Here is an 18,099-nt window from a genome sequence, read left to right on the forward strand (position 1 = left end):
CGCCCCATGCGCGCCGACTTCTACCTGATCGCCAAGCCGCGGTTCCGCGAGGAGCCGCTGCGGCTGGTCTGCGAGCTGGCCCGCAAGGCCTACGAGACCGGCACCCCGACCCTGGTGCTGGCGCGCGACGCCGCGCAGGCCGAGCAGCTCGACGATCTGTTGTGGGCGTTCGACCCGGACGCGTTCATCCCGCACCAGATCGTCGGCGTGGATGCCGACGAGGACGAGGCCGAAGTGCTGATCGCCGCGCCCGATGCCGACGTGCCGTTGCGGCCGATCGTGATCAACCTGCGCGACGGCGCGGTCGAGGGCGACTTCGAGCGGGTGCTTGAAGTGGTCCCGGCCGACCAGGACGCGCGCGGCCCGCTGCGCGAGCGCTGGAAGCACTACCAGGCGCGCGGCATCGATGTGAACAAATACGACATGTGACTTTTGACTCCCTTCCCCTGCTTGCGGGGGACAAACCGGCAGGGACTGCCGGTTTGGACGCCGAAGGCGCCCGAAGGGTGAGCCACATGGATGTGGCGAATCCACGTGTCCGAAGGGCGGATGGGGCGCTTTCGCCCTCACCCCAACCCTCTCCCGCACGCGGGAGAGGGGGCAAAGAAGACAACCTTGAAACCATGACCACCCTCGCTCCCAGTTACGACCCCACCCAGTTCGAATCGCGCCTCTATCAGCAGTGGGAGGCCAGCGGCGTGTTCACGCCGACCGGCAAGGGCGAGCCCTATTGCATCCTGCTGCCGCCGCCGAACGTCACCGGCACCCTGCATATGGGACACGCGTTCCAGCACACCCTGATGGATGCGCTGGTGCGCTATCAGCGCATGCGGGGCCGCGACGTGCTGTGGCAGATGGGCAGCGACCATGCCGGCATCGCGACCGAGATGGTGGTCAGCCGCAACCTCGCGATCGAGGGCAAGGGCGAGACCCGCGACTCGCTCGGCCGCGACGGCTTCATCGAGAAGGTCTGGGAGTGGAAGGCCCACTCCGGCGACACCATCGAGCGGCAGATGCGCCGGCTCGGCGCGTCGGGCGACTGGAGCCGCAGCGTGTTCACGATGGACGAGATGCCGGCCAAGGCCGTGGTCGAGGCCTTCATCCGCCTGCACGAAGAGGGGCTGATCTACCGCGGCCAGCGCCTGGTCAACTGGGACCCGGTGCTGAAGACCGCGATCTCCGACCTGGAGGTCGAGAACCGCGAAGTCCCGGGCCACATGTGGCACTTCAAGTACCCGCTGGCCGGCGGCGAAACCTACGAGTACATCGAGCGCGACGCCGAAGGCAACGTCACCCTGCGCGAAACGCGCGACTACATATCGATCGCGACCACCCGCCCGGAAACCATGCTCGGCGACGGCGCGGTCGCGGTGCACCCCTCCGACGCGCGCTATGCGCCGATCATCGGCAAGCTGTGCGAGATCCCGGTCGGTCCGAAGGAACACCGCCGCCTGATCCCGATCATCACCGACAGCTACCCGGACCCCGACTTCGGCTCCGGCGCGGTGAAGATCACCGGCGCGCACGACTTCAACGACTACGCGGTCGCCGCACGCAACGGCATCCCGATGTATGCGCTGATGGACGATGGCGCGCGCATGCGCACCGATGGCCTGGCGTACGAGGAAAGCGCGCGCATTGCCGGCCAGATCGCACGCGGCGAACGCGAAGCCGGCGACGTGACCGAGATCAACCTGGTGCCCGAGGAACTGCGCGGCCTGGACCGCTACGCGGCCCGCGAACGCGTGGTCGAGGCGATCACCGCCGAAGGCCTGGCCGTGACCGATGCCGAAGGCAACCCGGTCGTCGACCACAAGCCGATCATGCAGCCCTTCGGCGACCGCTCCGGCACCGTGATCGAGCCGTACCTGACCGACCAGTGGTTCGTGAAGATGGACGGCCTCGCCAAGCGCGGCATGGAGCTCGTTGAGCATGCCGATGGAAAGCCGGGGCAAGTGAAGTTCGTCCCGCCGAACTGGATCAACACCTACCGCCACTGGATGGAGAACATCCAGGACTGGTGCATCAGCCGCCAGCTGTGGTGGGGGCATCGCATCCCGGCCTGGTACGACGAGGCCGGCAACATCTTCGTCGGCCGCGACGAGGCGGAAGTGCGGGCGAAGCACGGCCTCGGCGACGACGTCGTGTTGAAGCAGGACAGCGACGTGCTGGAAACCTGGTTCTCCTCGGCGCTGTGGCCGTTCAGCACCCAGGGCTGGCCCGACGAGGGCACGATGGCCGCGCGCGGCTGCGACCGCTACCTGCCGTCGAGCGTGCTGGTCACCGGCTTCGACATCATCTTCTTCTGGGTCGCCCGGATGATCATGATGACCGACCACTTCACCGGCGAGGTGCCGTTCCGCGACGTCTACATCACCGGCCTGGTCCGCGATGCGCACGGCCAGAAGATGTCCAAGTCCAAGGGCAACGTGCTCGATCCGCTCGACCTGATCGACGGCATCAGCGCCGACGCCCTGGTCGCCAAGCGCACCACCGGCCTGATGCAGCCGAAGATGGCCGAGAAGATCGAGAAGGCCACCCGCAAGGAATTCCCGGACGGTATCCCGGCCTTCGGCGCCGACGCGCTGCGCTTCACCCTCGCCGCGCTGGCCGGCCCGGGCCGCGACATCAAGTTCGACCTCGGCCGCGCCGAGGGCTACAAGAACTTCTGCAACAAGCTGTGGAACGCGACCCGCTTCGTGCTGATGAACACCGAGGGCGCAAGCTTCAAGGGCGCGCCGCAACCACGCACCGACGCCGAGAAGTGGATCCTCGCCCGTCTCGACCATGCCGCCGCCGAGGCCGGGAAGCACTTCGCCGACTACCGCTTCGACCTGCTCGGCCAGGCGTTGTACGAATTCGCATGGAACGCGTTCTGCGACTGGTTCGTCGAACTGGCCAAGCCGGCGCTCAACGGCAACGACACAGCCGCCGCCGACAGCACCCGCCACACACTGCTGTACGTGCTCGAACGCCTGCTGAGCCTGCTGCACCCGCTGGTACCGTTCGTGACCGAAGAGCTGTGGCAGGCGGTTGCGCCGCGGCTCGGCATCGAGGGCGGCACGATCATGACCCGCGCCTACCCACAGGCCGGCGGCATTGACTACCGCTCCGCCGAAGCCGACATCGAATGGCTCAAGGCGATGGTTTCCGCGCTGCGTCGCGTGCGCAGCGAACTCAACGTCGCGCCGTCCAAACAGGTCCGCCTGCTGCTGGCCGGTGGTGGCGAGGCCGACCACCCTCGCGTCAGCCGCTTTGCGTCGCAGTTGCGCTTCCTGGTCCGCCTCGAAAGCATCGACACCCTGGCTGCGGGCAGCGAAGCCCCGGCCGCCGCAACCGCGGTGGTCGGCGAGCTGCACCTGCTGGTGCCGCTGGAAGGCCTGGTCGACCTCGACGCCGAGCGCGCCCGCCTGGACAAGGAAATCGCCAGGGTCGGCGCGGAGAAGGCCAAGAGCGAAACCAAGTTGTCGAAGTTCAGCGACAAGGTGCCGCCGGCGGTGGTCGAACAAGAGCGCCAGCGCTTGGCCGACTGGACCCGCCAGCATGAGGGATTGACCGCGCAACGCGCGAAGCTGGGCTGACGAGACCCGCAATCATCGTCATCCCGAGCGCAGCGAGGGATCTGTTCTCCTGCCAACTGTCCAGACGCAGGCGGGCATCGCTTTGCAGGACCTTCCGAAACATGGACGTTTCGGATGAGCCCCCATGGGTTAGGCAACGCGTTTGCGAAGCACTGCTTCGTGCGTTGCCGAACGCCCGAGCGCTACGCGCGAGGGCCGGACCCGCCTGCGGGGGTTCACGGCGTGTCCTGCAAAGCGATGCCCGCCTACGTCCCTTGCCAACTTTCAGAACAGATCCCTCGCTGCGCTCGAGATGACGAGGCCGGGGAACCTCGGCCTACTCTGGCGACAGCAACTCGATCGCCATCACCAGCGCATCCTCGCGACCGTCGTCGGCCGGGTAGTAGCGCGGACGGCGGCCGATTTCGTTGAAACCCTCCCGCTCGTAGAGCCGGATCGCGCCGGCATTGGACGGCCGCACTTCCAGGAAAATGCGCTCCACGCCACGGCCGCGGGCAACGTGCATCAGCGCCTGCAGCAGGCGCCGGCCAAAACCTTGGCCCTGCCGCTCGGGATCGATGCAGATATTGAGCACATGGGCCTCGCCGGCGGCCAGGCTCATCAGGAAATAACCGACGATCCGGCCAGCCTCGTGGAGCACCCAGGCCGGGTAGTCCGCGCGCAGGCAGTCGCGGAAGATCCCGAGCGTCCACGGGTGCGGATAGGCCCGCAGTTCGATCTCGTAGACCTCGTCGAGGTCGGCCTCGCGCATCGGCCGCAACGAGGCCGCGGGATGCACGGCATCGGTCGGTCGCACGTCCTGTCGCCGCGCGCTCATCGACGCCCAACCTTGCGGACAGCCCGCAGTCGCACCCACAGCGCGCGCTTGCGCGCCGGTTCGTCGCGCAGCGCATCCAGATCGATGGCCAGTGATTCCAGTACCGCCTCGCCTTCGTGCGGGGTACGTCGGGCGGTCGCGCGCAACAGGGCGCGGTAGAGGCGATCGGACATCCGTCCTGGCACCGCTGTCCGGGCACGGCCGGGCTCCACGTCATCGGGGGTGACCGGAGCGGGAGCCGCGGGCGGCGTCCGTGGCGGCCGATCCGGCATCGAAGGCGTGGCCTGAGCCGCGTCCGACTCCGGAGCCTCCCCGGCAACCGGGGCAATACCCGCCAGCGGCACCGGCTCGTCCACCCCCGCAAGCGCCAACGCCGGATGGCCAAGCGCCTGCAGCCATTCACGCTGTTCGGGCGTCCACAGGCCGCTCATTGCACGCCCTGCCCTCCACTGCCGCTGTCGTCGCTGCCGCGACGCAGCCTGCGCCAGGCCCAGTACCCGGGCCCGGACAGCGCATATAGCGTGGTCACTACCAGCAGCATGCTGGGCGGATCGACCGCGACCGCCACCAGCACCGCCACCACCACCATGATCGCGAGAAACGGCACCCGATCGTTGCGCGGACCGCCCTTGAAGCTGAAATATCGGATCCCGCTGACCATCAGCAGCGCCGCCGCCACGGTCACGCCGAGGGCGACGTAACGCAGTTCCTCGCCGCTATAGCCGGCCTCGTGCGCGGTCCAGACGAAGCTGGCCATCAGTCCGGCCGCGGCCGGACTGGCCAGGCCGATGAACCAGCGCTTGTCGACCACGCCGACCTGCGAATTGAACCGTGCCAGCCGCAACGCCGCGCAGGCCGCGTACAGGAACGCCGCGATCCAGCCGACCTTGCCGGCGGTATCGCTGTCGAACTTCATCGTCACCAGCGCCCAGTGGTACATCACCATCGCCGGGGCCAGGCCGAAGCTGATCAGGTCGGCCAGCGAGTCGTACTGCACGCCGAATTCGCTCTGGGTATTGGTCAGCCGTGCGACCCGGCCGTCGATACCGTCGAGGAGCGCGGCCACGAACACGGCCACGCAAGCGGCGCCGAAACGCCCCTGCGAGGCGGCGATGATCGCGTAGAAGCCCGCAAACAGGCCGCCGGTGGTGAACAGGTTGGGCAGCAGGTAGATGCCGCGGCCGCGCGGGCGCGGGGGTGGCCGTGATGGAGTTTGGGTTTCTGACATGTGCGGGAGTGTATCGCTTGCCTGCCCGTCGGAGCGGTGTTGCAATCACGGCCTGCCAGGCGATCCTGCCGCGAGCGGAGTATCCAATGACCCGTCCGACCTCGTCCCGTCCTGCCGGCCGCGCCCTGTTGGCGATGGCCCTGCCCGCGGTAGCCATGCTGCTCGTGGCCCTGCCTGCGGCCGCCCAGGTGTACCAGTGGAAGGATGCCAACGGCGTCACCCACTATTCCGACTCGCCGCCGCCGGACCACGATTACCGCAACCGCAACGTCAAGACCTCGCAAGGCATGGCGGTGGAAACCGCCGGGGAGGACGCCCCGGCCGAGAACGCGCAGTGCACCCAGGCCCGCGGCAACCTGGCCCTGCTCAGCGGCGACGCCCCGGTGGGCGTGGATACCGACGGCGACGGCAAACCCGACGACACCCTGGATGCCGACCAGCGCGCTGCACAGAAGAAGCTGGCCGAGGCCGCGATCGGCGTCCACTGCACCACGGCGGCGGCGGCCGACGACTAATGCGTAGCGCGCAGGTCGGATGGAGCGCGGCGGATCCGGGTTCGGCGATGCGGAATATCCACGTATGACCTCCTCCCAGCCCGGATGACCAGCCTGCTGCTGTTGCGCGGCACTTCGGCCTGCGACCCGCATCCGGACGGCTGAACACCACCAACGGCTCGCGCCACGCCGCCGCGCACGGCAGAATGGCCGCTTTCCCACGCCAGAAAGCCCGCCGATGCGCCTGTCGCAGTTCCACCTCCACACCAGCAAGGAAACCCCCGCCGAAGCCGAGCTCGCCAGCCACAGGCTGATGCTCAAGGCCGGCATGATCCGCAAGCTCGCCGCCGGCCTCTATACCTGGTCGCCGCTGGGCCTGCGCGTGCTGCGCAAGGTCGAGCGCGTGGTACGCGAGGAGATGGATGCCGCTGGCGCGATCGAACTGCTGATGCCGACGATCCAGCCGCAGGAGCTGTGGGAGGAGACCGGTCGCTGGGAGAAGTTCGGCGGCCAGCTGCTCAAGATCAAGGACCGAAAGGAGGCCGGCTACTGCTACGGCCCCACCGCCGAGGAAGTCATCACCGATTTCGCCCGCAGCGAGCTGTCGAGCTACAAGCAGCTGCCGGTCAACTTCTACAACATCCAGACCAAGTTCCGCGACGAGATCCGCCCGCGCTTCGGGGTGATGCGTGCGCGCGAATTCCTGATGAAGGACGCCTACTCGTTCCACCTCACCGACGAGGACCTGGACCGCGAGTACCGCAACATGTTCGACGCCTATTGCCGGATCTTCGAGCGGCTCGGACTGAAATACCGCGCCGTGTTCGCCGACACCGGCGCGATCGGCGGCAGCGCCTCGCACGAGTTCCACGTGCTCGCCGATTCCGGCGAGGACGCGATCGCGTTCGCTTCCGGCTCGGACTACGCGGCCAACGTCGAGCTGGCCGAAGCGGTGTCGCCGGGGCAACGCCCTGACGCCGGCGAGGCCATGCGCAAGATCGACACTCCGACCCAGAAGACCTGCGAGGAGGTCGCAGCGCTGATGGGCATCGCGCTGCAGCGCACCGTCAAGTCGATCGCGATCATCGGCACCGATGCCGACGGCAACGAGCAATTCGTGCTGGCTCTGGTCCGCGGCGACCACGTCGTCAACGAGATCAAGCTGGCCAAGCTGCCCGGTCTGGGCGAATACCGGCTGGCGACCGAGGCCGAGATCGCCGACCACCTCGGCAGCGAGCCGGGCTTCCTCGGCCCGGTCAATCCGCGCAGGCCGATCCGGGTCATCGCCGACCGCAGCGTCGCGACGATGGCCGATTTCGTGGTCGGCGCCAACGAGGCCGGCTACCACCTGGCCGGGGCCAACTGGGGCCGCGACCTGCCCGAGCCCGAGGTCGCCGACATCCGCAACGTGGTCGAGGGCGACCCCTCGCCGGACGGCCACGGCACGCTCGGCATCGCCCGCGGCATCGAGGTCGGCCATGTGTTCCAGCTCGGCCGCCGCTACGCCGAGGCGATGAAGTGCACCGTGCTCGACGAGAACGGCAAGGCCGCGGTACCGACGATGGGCTGCTACGGCGTCGGCGTCTCGCGCATCGTCGCTGCCGCGATCGAGCAGAACTTCGACGACAACGGCATCCGCTGGCCCGAAACGATGGCGCCGTGGCGGGTCGCGGTATGCATGATCAATCCGAAGAAGGACGCCGCCGTTTCCGGGGCCGCGGAAAACCTGTACCGCGAATTGAATGCCGCCGGCATCGAAACCGTCCTCGACGACCGCGGCCTGCGCCCTGGCGCGATGTTTGCCGATATCGAACTGATCGGCATCCCGCACCGGGTCGTGGTATCCGAACGCGGTCTGGCCGCCGGCACCTTCGAATATCGCGCCCGCGACGCGGTGGAATCGGAGAATCTCGACCACGCGGCCTTGATGGCGCGACTCGGGGCTTGAAGCGCATGCAGACCCGTCATCCCGGAAAATAGCCGGGATGACGATGCCATCAGGTTTACGAATCAATACACGCCCTTTATGATCTGCGCGTTTCCCATGGAATGGGCCGTATATTCATCCCCTTTTTCACGTATTCCGAACCTGTTCCGGAGGCTGCATGTCGATCGATATCAATGCCCTGTCCACGAAAGAACTCGAAAACCTGATCAGCAAGGCCAAGAAGCGCAAATCGACGCTGGCCAAGCGCAAGCCGGTCGCCGCGGTGCGCAAGAAACTCACCGCGCTGGCCAAGGCCGAGGGTTACACCATCGATGAGCTGTTCGGTGGCAAGTCCACTGGCCGTGCCGCCACCCCGCGCAAGACCCGCAAGGCCGCCGGCAAGGTCGCCCCGAAGTATCGCGACCCGGCCAACGGCGCCAACACCTGGACCGGGCGTGGCAAGCAGCCGCGCTGGCTCGCCGCCTATACCGGCGAGGGACGCAAACTGGAGGATTTCCTGATCAAGTGATCGGGATTTCTGGACGACAGAACGCCGGCCACCAGGCCGGCGTTTTTGTTTCCGGGGCACAGAAAACGATCCTTCTCCCAGGTGAGGGGGAGCTCGTTCAGCGAAGACGTGGGCACTGCCGCTTGCGTTCGATCGCCGTTTCTCGCCGCTGTCTGGCTGTCCCGACGCGACCTGCCGGCCTTGACGGCGAAATCAAGGAGGAGGCGCCGGCCCTGGCCGGTGCCGGGGGACATTCGCATCCAAGGGCCTTCGCCCCCGGCGCCCCGGTCATCCAACAGACCCGGCGCTTTCCCCTCGATTGGGCGAAGAACCAAAAGAAAGCCCGCCCCCCAGCGCTGGGGCGAACTTTAGTAGTTCGCCCATTCCCGCCTTACAGATTCCGCCGAGACGGCAACAGCAGGTTGCCGATCAGCAGACCCGCAACCAGGGCCAGGATGATATTGAGCACCGCCAGTATCGCGGCATGGCCGGCACCCACATCCTGTTGCTGCAGCAGGGTCAGCAGGCTACGCAGGCTGGCGCTGCCGGGCACCAGCATGATGATGCCGGGCACCCGGATCACCGCGCCGGGACGCTGCAGCCAGCGGGCATAGGCATTGCCGGCGACGGTAATGACCAGGGCCGCGACGAATATGCCGGCCAGGCTGCCCATGGCCAAACCGACATGGCGTGATATCAGGTAACCGCCAGCGGCGGCAGCCATCACCACCGGATAGTCGCGACGGTGACCGCGAAACAGGATCGCGAACGCACCGGCTGCCAGCGCTACCGCACACCATTCCACCCATGCCGGCTGCGGCCGCAGGGCGCGCACCTGCGGCTCCAACCCGGCCAGGCTGGCGACATACAGCGCGACCACGGTACCGATACCCAGCTTCAGTATCGTGGTCACCGCACCGGCAAACCTCGCCGAGCCGGCGACCAGATGCTGGCTGCTCAGCTCGTTGATCGCATTGGTCAGCGCCATGCCGGGCAGCAGCACGATCAGCGAGGCGATGATCACGGTGTTCTGGTTGAGCGGAATGAAAAAGCTGGCGACCAGCACCGTGACCGCGGTGGCAACCAGTGCCGCGATCACGTCCACGCCCTCCTTCAGCCGTGGCCGCAGGTCGGCCAGTTGCACCAGGCAGCCGATCAACAGACCGTTGGCGCCGGCCAGCGCGATCTCCAGCCATGGCAGTCGCAGCAGGCCGGCCACCGCCGCGGCGCACATGCCGTAACCCAATATCTGCAGCAGCCGCGCCCGGGTCCCCGGCGGTTCGTCGAGTACCGCCATTGCGACGTGGGCCTCGGCCAGACCCATCTGTCCGGCCAGTACCGCCTCGGCGATGCGGTCGGTTTCGCCGAGCCGGGCCAGGTCGTTCTCGCCCGGCGGCAGTCGGATCACCCGGGTCACGTCGCTCTCACCGGCCGGTCGCTGCGGGTCGCTGAAGCTCAGGATCAGACCGGTCGGATTGGCCCAGGGCTCGCACTCCAGCCCCAGCTTGTCGGCCACCGAGGTAATCGCGCCTTCCAGGCGCTGGGCCGTGGTGCCATAGGTGTGCAGGCGCGCGGCCAGCTCGCAGACGAAATTGATCCGGGCCGAGTAGCGCGCGGCGCTCAGCGGCGTTGCTTCCTGGAGAGTAGGGTCCGACATGGCGGAAGGATGGCACGAGGCACCGCCTTCCAACAGCCTGCGATGCATGCATCCGCCAGCGGCCAGCATGTATCCTCGCCGACAATGGCCCATCAACCGTCCCAGACTGAAGCGCCACGGCTTGCCATCGACCCCGACCAGCCGGCCCTGATGCGGCTGACCGGACGCTGGACGCTCAACTTCGCGACCGAACTGAGCCAGGCGCTGCGGTCGGCGCCGGAGAACGCCACCCGCTTCGATGCCCGCGACGTGGCCCGGCTGGATTCGCTGGGCGTGCTGCAGCTGATCCGCTTCGCCCGGCGCCGCGGCATCGATTTCGACGCCTGCCTGTTCCACGAGGACCACCGCGCTCTGGTCGAGGCGATCGAAGACGTCGCCGACGATCGCCCCGCTCGCGGGCGCGAATACGGCGTGGCCGAGGCCCTGGCCCGCCTCGGCCGCGCGGTACACCGCAACTGGCGGGAGTTCCTGGCGCTGATCGGCTTTTTCGGAGAGGTGCTGGCCAAGCTGGCGAGGATGTTCGGCCAGCCGCGCCGGTTCCGCCCGACCGCGACCGTGTACCACATGGAGCAGGTCGGTCTCGATGCGGTACCGCTGGTCGCCCTGCTCTGCTTCCTGGTCGGCGCGGTGGTCGCCTTCCTCGGCGCGAACATCCTGCGCGATTTCGGCGCGACCATCTTCGTGGTCGAACTGGTCAGCATCGCGTTCCTGCGCGAGTTCGCGGTGTTGCTGACCGCGATCATTCTTGCCGGCCGCACCGCCAGTGCGTTCACCGCCCAGATCGGAGCGATGGTCAGCCGCGAGGAGGTCGATGCGATCCGCACCCTCGGCCTGGACCCGATCGACCTGCTGGTGATCCCGCGCGTGCTGGCGTTGCTGGTGATGCTGCCGCTGCTGACCTTCGTGGCGATGGTCGCCGGCCTGCTGGGCGGCCTGACCGTTGGCGCCTACGGTCTGGACATCCCGCCACAGCAGTATCTGGCGCGCATGCACGAGACGATGGAACTCCGGCACTTCCTGGTCGGCCTGGTCAAGGCGCCGGTGTTCGCGGTGATGATCGCCCTGATCGGCTGTCTGGAAGGGTTGCAGGTCGAGGGCACGGCACAGTCGGTCGGCGAGCGCACCACGTCAAGCGTGGTGCAGGCGATCTCGATGGTGATCGTGGCCGATGCGTTCTTCGCCATCTGGTTCATGCAGATGGGTTACTGATGAGCACGCTCCGGATCGCACCGACGATGAAGCCAGGCGAGCCGATCGTCCGCGTACGCGGACTGGTCAACCGTTTCGGCGAGCAGGTCGTTCACGACGGCCTCGACCTCGACGTGCGGCCGGGCGAGATCCTCGGTGTGGTCGGCGGCTCCGGCTCCGGCAAGTCGGTGCTGATGAGGACCATCCTCGGCCTGCGGCGGCCGGACGCGGGGGAGATCGCGGTGTTCGGCATCGACGCGGTCGCCCACGATCCCGTCCGGCGCCGCGAGATCGAGCGCCGCTGCGGTGTGCTGTTCCAGGACGGTGCGCTGTTCTCGTCGCTGACCGTCGGCGAGAACGTGCAGGTGCCGCTGAAGGAATACCATCCTCACCTGCCGGGCTCGCTGCTCTACGAGCTGTCCCTGCTCAAGGTCAAGCTTGCCGGCCTGCCCGCCGACGCGATCGACAAACTGCCCGCGCAGTTGTCAGGCGGCATGCGCAAGCGTGCAGGCCTTGCGCGCGCACTGGCGCTGGACCCGCCGCTGCTGTTCCTCGACGAACCCACCGCCGGCCTCGACCCGATCGGCGCGGCCGCGTTCGACCGCCTGATCCGCACGCTGCAGCAGGCATTGGGGCTGACCGTGTTCCTGATCACCCACGATCTCGACACCCTGTACGCTATCTGCGACCGTATCGCCGTGCTCGCCGACCGCCGGGTCATCGCCTGCGCGCCGGTCGAGGAAGTGGAGCAACTCGATCATCCGTGGGTGCGGGAATATTTCCACGGACCGCGCGCGCGCGCCGCGCAGGCCGCCCGAGAGGCAATCTGACGCATGGAAACCAAAGCCAACTACGTGCTCATCGGTGCATTCACGATCGTCGTGACCCTGTTCCTGCTGCTGTTCGCGCTGTGGGCGGCCAAGTACTCGTCGGAGAAGAGCTGGCAGGCCTATGCGGTGATCTTCAACGAGCCGGTGACAGGGCTGTCGGAGGGCAGCATGGTCCAGTACAACGGCATCTCGGTCGGCACGGTGGAATCATTGCGGCTGGCGCCGGACGACCCGCGCCGGGTGTTCGCCCACCTGCGCGTGCAGGCCAGCGCACCGGTCAAGACCGACACCCGCGCCAAGATGTCGATGCCCAGCCTCACCGGCAGCCCGATCATCCAGCTCACCGGCGGCAGCCCGGGCGCTCCGTTGCTGGTCGATGCCGACCAGCGCGAGGTTCCGGTCATCGAAACCGAACCCTCGGCGCTTCAGAACATCGCCGACACCGCCAACCGGCTCGTGTCCCGGCTCGACCAGGTGCTCAGCGAGGACAACGTCGCCAACATCGCCAGGACGCTGGAGAACCTCGAGGCGACGACCGGTTCGATCGCCGACCAGCGCGAAGACCTGGGCGCCATGATCGCCAATGCACGGCGTTCCACCGAGCAGCTGGAAGCGACCCTGGTCACGACCCGCGATGCCATGGAAAGCCTAGACCGCGAGCTGGTCGCCAAGCTGCCGGGGCTGGTGGCACGACTGGAAAGCACGTTGACCAACCTCGATGACGCCGCCGGCAACGCCAACAGCATCCTCGGCGAGAATCGCGCCGCGATCGGCAGCTTCGCCAATGATGGCCTGGCCCAGTTGGGCCCGACCCTGGCCGAGTTGCGGGTCCTGGTACGTGACCTTCGCCGGATGAGCGACCGCCTCGACAGCAACCCGACCCGCTACCTGCTGGGCCGCGACGCACCCAAGGAGTTCGTCCCCGAATGATCAGAATGCCGATCAGAATGCCGACCAGAATTATGGGCATCGAGCCGGACCCGCGCTCGGCCCTCCTGCTGCCGACCCTGCTGCTGGCCCTGCTCGTGCTGCCGGCCTGCTCGATCCTCGGCAATGCCGGCCCGAGGGAGGCGTCCGTCCGCTACGCGCCCGCTCCGCGCGTCCTGCCCGACCCCGGCTGGCCGCGCGCGGACTGGCAGCTGTCGATCGCCGACCCCGAGGTCAGCACCGGATTCGACAGCCTGCGCATCGCGGTACGGCCACAATCGAACGAGCTCCAGGTCTACCAGGGGGCCCGCTGGGCGAGACCGCCGGGCAGCATGGTGCTCGACAGCGTCCTGCAGGCGCTGGAGGACTCCGGCCGGATCGATGCGGTGGCACGCCAGAGCAGCGGCATCGGCGCCGACTACAAACTGGTGATGGATCTGCGCCGGTTCGAATCCGACTATGCCGGTGCCACCCTGCCCTCGGCGGTGGTCGAGATCAGCGCCAAGCTGCTGCACGTACGCGATCAGCAGGTGGCCGCGTCGCGGGTGTTCCTGCAGTCGGTCCCCGCGGCCAGCCCGGCAATGGCCGACGTGGTCACCGCATTCGAGCAGGCGCTGGCCGCCAACAGCCGGGAGATGGTCGGCTGGGTGCTCGAATCCGGCAACGCGCACGAACTCAGCGCCCATCGGTAGGAGCGCCCTTGGGCGCGATTCCCGGGCTGTGCCCGGGAATCCCCAAAGTTTGCTGCGCAAACCTTGGGCCCCGCAGTGCACTGCCACACCCCCATTCGCGCCTACGGCGCGAATCGCCCCCTGACTCAGGGGGCTGGATTCCCTTTTGATCTGTAGGAGCGCCCTTCGGCGCTCCTACAGGACCCTGCGGAAGGTCAGGTTGATCCGCTCCCCCACCATCCGCTGCGTGCGCGGCAACGCATGCTGGCAGTGGCGCTGGGTCGGCCCCGACATCACCAGCAGGCTGCCGGGCGGCAGTTCCAGTGTCAGTCGCGCATCCGGGCGGATCCGGTGCTTGAGCAGGAAACGCCGCGTCGCCCCCAGGCTGACCGAAGCGATGACCGGCTCCGGGCCGAGTTCGGGCTCGTCGTCGCTGTGCCAGCCCATCGCGTCGCGGCCGTCGCGGTACAGGTTGGCCAGTACGCTGTTGAAGTCCACGCCAAGTTCCCTGCGCAATCGTGCCCGCACGGACAACAGCGCCTCAGGCCACGGATGCGGCTCGAACAACGTGCCGGAATAGCGGTAGCGCGCACCGGCATCCCCGATCCAGCAGCTCAGCCGTGGCGAGGCATGCATGCGGCCGAACAGTCGGATGCGGTGCACCTCCCAGGCGATCCCATCGCGCAACTGGTGGAACAGCGCTTCCGCATCGCGCCGGGACAACCATTCCGGGTCCATTTCGATACGGGCATCGGGCAGTCGGACGGGAATCATCCGGCAGAGTCTGGAAGTGCACCGACCGAGTGTCCAGAAGCCGGTGGCCACCCCTGCAGAATTCCTGTGGAGCGGTTTGGCTGGTATTCCACGCTGGCAGGCCGGAGTTTTGAGACAATGCCAGGTCGATACCCAAGCAAGCCGCGAGCGGAGCAGCCAGCATGAGCGAAATCCAACCTGCCGCCGAAGTCGAACCGGTCGAGCGTGACGTGATGGAATACGACGTCGTCACTGTCGGCGCCGGTCCGGCCGGACTGGCGTTCGCGATCCGGCTCAAGCAGTTGAACCCCGAGATCTCGGTCTGCGTGATCGAGAAGGCCTCGAGCGTCGGCGCCCACATCCTGTCCGGCGCGGTGATCGAGACCGGGCCCCTCGACGCCCTGCTGCCGAACTGGCGCGACAACCCGCCGCCGATCTGCGTGCCGGCGACCGAAGACGAATTCTGGCTGCTGAGCCGCGACGGTGGCCGCAAGCTGCCGGTACCGCCGGGCATGAACAACCACGGCAACGTGATCGTCAGCCTCGGCGCGATGTGCGCATGGCTGGCGCCGCAGGCCGAGGCGCTCGGGGTGGAGATCTACCCCGGCTTCGCCGCCGCCGAAACCCTGCACGACGCCGACGGCAAGGTCATCGGCGTGCGCATCGGCGACATGGGCGTGGCCAAGGACGGTTCGCACAAGCCCGGCTTCACCGCCGGCATCGACATCCACGCCAAGGTCACCGTGCTCGCCGAGGGCGCGCGCGGCCACCTGACCAAGCGCCTGGTCAAGCAGTTCAGGCTCGACGCCGACAGCGACCCGCAGGGCTATTCGATCGGCATCAAGGAGCTGTGGCAGGTTCCGGAGGAGCGCGTTTCTCCCGGCAAGATCGTGCACAGCTTCGGCTGGCCGGCCGACAGCAAGACCTATGGCGGCAGCTTCCTCTACCACCTCGACAAGGGCCGGATCGCGCTCGGCTACGTCAGCGGCCTCGATTACAGCGACCCGGACTACAAGCCGTGGGAAGCCTTCCAGCAGTGGAAGAACCACCCGACGATCAAGCCGCTGCTGGAAGGTGGCAGCATCATTTCTGCGGGCGCGCGCGCGATCGTCACCGGCGGCTGGCAGTCGTTGCCGAAAGTGGAGATGCCCGGTGCGCTGCTGATCGGCGACACCGCCGGTCTGCTCAACGTACCCAAGGTCAAGGGCACCCACCAGGCGATCCGCAGCGGCATGCTCGCCGCCGAGCACCTGGTGGCATCGCAGCTGGAGCCTGAAGGTTTCGACGCCAAACTGCGCAGCTCCGATGCGATGGCCGAGCTGAAGAAGGTCCGCAACATCAAGCCCGGCTTCAAGCGCGGACTGTGGTTCGGCATGCTCAACGCCGCGTGGGAAACGATCACCGGCGGCCTGTCGCCGTGGACGCTGAAGAACAAGCCGGACTGGTCGTCGCTGGACAAGCTCGGTGAGCACGAGCAACCGAAGCGCGACTACGTCGAACGCACCCTGGAACCGCGCGACCGCCTCGCCGGCGTCTACTTCGCCGCCACCGAGCACGACGAGGACCAACCGGTTCACCTGCGCGTACATGACACTTCGGTCTGCGTGACCCGTTGTGCCGAGGAATACGGCAATCCCTGCATCCGCTTCTGCCCGGTCGGCGTCTACGAGATCGTCGAGGACGAGGCCAACGGCAAGCGCCTGCAGATCAACGCCGCCAACTGCGTCCACTGCAAGACCTGCGACATCAAGGATCCCTACCAGATCATCGACTGGGTGACGCCGGAAGGCGGCTCGGGGCCGAACTACCAGAATCTCTGATCCGGCGTCATCTTTCCGCAAGCGGCGAGGGAGCGGCTTTCCAGCAAACTATCCAGACGCAGCCGGACATGCCTTTGCATGACCGTCTGCGGCATGGATGCCGCAGCCGAGCCCCAAGGATGGGTTTACGGCGTGTCATGCAAAGGCATGCCCGGCTGCGTCCTGCCGAAATGTCACCACAGCAGCTCCCTCGCTACGCTCGGGATGACATGCAAAGTGTCAATCAGACAGCAACCGGAACGCCTGTCTTTTCGCGCACGTCGCCTTCGGTCACGTCCGGCGCCAGCTCGACCAGCTTGAGGCCTTCGGCGGTCACATCGAACACGCCCAGGTCGCTGATGATGCGATCGACCACGCCGACGCCGGTCAGCGGCAGGGTGCATTCGGGCAGGATCTTGTGGCTTCCGTCCTTGGCGACGTGCTCCATCAGCACCACCACGCGCTTGACGCCGGCGACCAGGTCCATCGCCCCGCCCATGCCCTTGACCATCTTGCCGGGCACCATCCAGTTGGCGAGATCGCCCCGGTCGGTGACCTGCATCGCGCCGAGAATGGCCAGGTCGATGTGACCGCCGCGGATCATGGCGAAGCTGTCGTCGCTGCCGAAGTAGCTGGCGCCCTGACGGGCGGTGACGGTCTGCTTGCCGGCGTTGATCAGATCGGCGTCGACCTCGTCCTCGGCCGGAAACGGGCCGATGCCGAGCAGGCCGTTCTCGCTCTGCAGCCAGACGTCTATGCCGTCCGGGATGTGGTTGGCCACCAGGGTCGGCAGGCCGATGCCGAGGTTGACGTAGGCGCCGTCGGTGAGTTCTTTCGCGGCGCGCTGGGCCATCTGGTCACGGTTCCATGGCATGTCTTCTTCTCCTCAGGCGGCGGCGCGCACGGTGCGCTGCTCGATGCGCTTCTCGGGCGTGGGGTTGTGGACGATACGGTCGACATAGATGCCGGGCAGGTGGACCTGGTCCGGGTCGATGGTGCCGACCTCGACCACCTCCTCCACTTCCGCGATGCAGACCTTGCCGGCCATCGCGCAGGCGGGGTTGAAATTGCGCGCGGTCTTGCGGAACACCAGGTTGCCGGCCTTGTCGGCCTTCCATGCCTTGACCAGCGACACGTCGGCGGTCAGCGCGGTCTCCAGCACGTAGTGCTTGCCGTCGAACTCGCGGGTTTCCTTGCCTTCGGCGACCACGGTGCCATAGCCGGTGGCGGTGAAGAACGCCGGGATGCCTGCGCCGCCCGCGCGCAGGCGCTCGGCCAGGGTGCCCTGCGGGTTGAACTCCAGCTCCAGCTCGCCGGCCAGGAACTGGCGCTCGAACTCCTTGTTCTCGCCGACATAGGACGAAATCATTTTGCGGATCTGCCGGGTCTCCAGCAGCCGGCCGAGGCCGAAGCCGTCGACGCCCGCATTGTTGGAAATGGCAGTCAGACCCTTGACCCCCGAGTCATGCAGCGCCTCGATCAGCGCCTCGGGAATGCCGCACAGGCCGAAGCCCCCGACCGCAAGGGTCTGGTTGTCGGCGACGATGCCGTCGAGTGCGGACTTGGCGTCGGGGTAAAGCTTGCTCCTGGCTTCGCCAGCGGCGGACTGGGCCATCGGTACGGCTCCTTGCGGGTCGGGCTATACGGGTGGGCAAGTGTATCGCGCCCACATGACCCGACCGAACCGTACGTTCGGGCAATGGGCCCGGCCCGCCGGCA

The 18,099-nt window shown here is 67.4% G+C and carries 16 protein-coding genes and 1 pseudogene; 10 read left to right on the plus strand and 7 right to left on the minus strand.

The annotated features are described in order from the left end of the window. Positions 1-6 precede the first annotated feature (6 nt). Both FKV23_RS13615 and FKV23_RS13620 read left to right on the plus strand, forming a co-directional pair. Complete coding sequence (locus FKV23_RS13615) at positions 7-429, plus strand: DNA polymerase III subunit chi (protein WP_141624338.1); 423 nt, start codon at positions 7-9, stop codon at positions 427-429. 194 nt (positions 430-623) lie between these two features. Continuing rightward, entirely contained in the window at positions 624-3,581 is a 2,958-nt protein-coding gene (locus FKV23_RS13620; protein WP_141624339.1) for a valine--tRNA ligase, read from the plus strand. Positions 3,582-3,897: 316 nt separating this feature from the next. Here the strand turns inward: FKV23_RS13620 and rimI are convergent, their stop codons facing one another. From rimI to pssA, 3 genes are read right to left on the minus strand one after another with little or no spacing between them, the layout of a single operon-like run. Further along, complete coding sequence (gene rimI / locus FKV23_RS13625; protein WP_141624340.1) at positions 3,898-4,398, minus strand: ribosomal protein S18-alanine N-acetyltransferase; 501 nt, start codon at positions 4,396-4,398, stop codon at positions 3,898-3,900. Then, positions 4,395-4,829, minus strand: coding sequence for a hypothetical protein (locus FKV23_RS13630; protein WP_141624341.1), 435 nt, complete (start codon positions 4,827-4,829; stop codon positions 4,395-4,397). Before FKV23_RS13630 ends, rimI begins: the two co-directional genes overlap by 4 nt. Next, positions 4,826-5,626, minus strand: a complete 801-nt coding sequence (gene pssA / locus FKV23_RS13635) for a CDP-diacylglycerol--serine O-phosphatidyltransferase (RefSeq protein ID WP_141624342.1) — start codon at positions 5,624-5,626, stop codon at positions 4,826-4,828. Before pssA ends, FKV23_RS13630 begins: the two co-directional genes overlap by 4 nt. A gap of 86 nt (positions 5,627-5,712) precedes the next feature. On the opposite strand from pssA, the gene FKV23_RS13640 reads away from it, so the two are divergent. The 3 genes and pseudogenes from FKV23_RS13640 to FKV23_RS13650 form a co-directional block, all read left to right on the plus strand. After that, positions 5,713-6,141: a DUF4124 domain-containing protein gene (locus tag FKV23_RS13640; protein WP_244244011.1), complete on the plus strand. Its 429-nt coding sequence runs from the start codon at positions 5,713-5,715 to the stop codon at positions 6,139-6,141. A 217-nt stretch (positions 6,142-6,358) separates the two neighbouring features. Beyond that, positions 6,359-8,068: a proline--tRNA ligase gene (locus tag FKV23_RS13645; RefSeq protein WP_141624343.1), complete on the plus strand. Its 1,710-nt coding sequence runs from the start codon at positions 6,359-6,361 to the stop codon at positions 8,066-8,068. A gap of 157 nt (positions 8,069-8,225) precedes the next feature. Continuing rightward, positions 8,226-8,570: pseudogene (locus tag FKV23_RS13650) on the plus strand (H-NS histone family protein); the annotation flags it as partial. Positions 8,571-8,946: 376 nt separating this feature from the next. Here FKV23_RS13650 and FKV23_RS13655 read toward each other — a convergent pair. Continuing rightward, positions 8,947-10,212, minus strand: coding sequence for a threonine/serine exporter family protein (locus FKV23_RS13655; RefSeq protein WP_141624345.1), 1,266 nt, complete (start codon positions 10,210-10,212; stop codon positions 8,947-8,949). Between the two features lie 84 nt (positions 10,213-10,296). Between FKV23_RS13655 and FKV23_RS13660 the strand changes: the two genes are divergently transcribed. From FKV23_RS13660 to FKV23_RS13675, 4 genes are read left to right on the plus strand one after another with little or no spacing between them, the layout of a single operon-like run. Next, positions 10,297-11,421, plus strand: coding sequence for an MlaE family ABC transporter permease (locus tag FKV23_RS13660; protein ID WP_141624346.1), 1,125 nt, complete (start codon positions 10,297-10,299; stop codon positions 11,419-11,421). Beyond that, entirely contained in the window at positions 11,421-12,230 is an 810-nt protein-coding gene (locus FKV23_RS13665; protein WP_141624347.1) for an ABC transporter ATP-binding protein, read from the plus strand. The genes FKV23_RS13660 and FKV23_RS13665 overlap by 1 nt, the downstream gene beginning before the upstream one ends. Before the next feature lie 3 nt (positions 12,231-12,233). Continuing rightward, positions 12,234-13,160: an MlaD family protein gene (locus tag FKV23_RS13670; protein WP_141624348.1), complete on the plus strand. Its 927-nt coding sequence runs from the start codon at positions 12,234-12,236 to the stop codon at positions 13,158-13,160. A gap of 17 nt (positions 13,161-13,177) precedes the next feature. Further along, positions 13,178-13,849 (plus strand): ABC-type transport auxiliary lipoprotein family protein, encoded by a 672-nt coding sequence (locus FKV23_RS13675; protein ID WP_244244012.1) that lies wholly within the window; start codon positions 13,178-13,180, stop codon positions 13,847-13,849. 174 nt (positions 13,850-14,023) lie between these two features. On the opposite strand, the gene FKV23_RS13680 is transcribed toward FKV23_RS13675, so the two are convergent. Then, positions 14,024-14,602: an alpha-ketoglutarate-dependent dioxygenase AlkB family protein gene (locus FKV23_RS13680; protein WP_208543171.1), complete on the minus strand. Its 579-nt coding sequence runs from the start codon at positions 14,600-14,602 to the stop codon at positions 14,024-14,026. Positions 14,603-14,763: 161 nt separating this feature from the next. On the opposite strand from FKV23_RS13680, the gene FKV23_RS13685 reads away from it, so the two are divergent. Then, entirely contained in the window at positions 14,764-16,401 is a 1,638-nt protein-coding gene (locus FKV23_RS13685; protein ID WP_141624349.1) for an electron transfer flavoprotein-ubiquinone oxidoreductase, read from the plus strand. Between the two features lie 223 nt (positions 16,402-16,624). Here FKV23_RS13685 and FKV23_RS13690 read toward each other — a convergent pair whose 3' ends face one another. After that, positions 16,625-17,254 (minus strand): CoA transferase subunit B, encoded by a 630-nt coding sequence (locus tag FKV23_RS13690; RefSeq protein WP_141624350.1) that lies wholly within the window; start codon positions 17,252-17,254, stop codon positions 16,625-16,627. A gap of 12 nt (positions 17,255-17,266) precedes the next feature. Next, entirely contained in the window at positions 17,267-17,995 is a 729-nt protein-coding gene (locus FKV23_RS13695; protein WP_141624351.1) for a CoA transferase subunit A, read from the minus strand. Positions 17,996-18,099: the final 104 nt, after the last annotated feature.

This window comes from Lysobacter alkalisoli (genome assembly GCF_006547045.1).
Classification (GTDB): domain Bacteria; phylum Pseudomonadota; class Gammaproteobacteria; order Xanthomonadales; family Xanthomonadaceae; genus Marilutibacter; species Marilutibacter alkalisoli.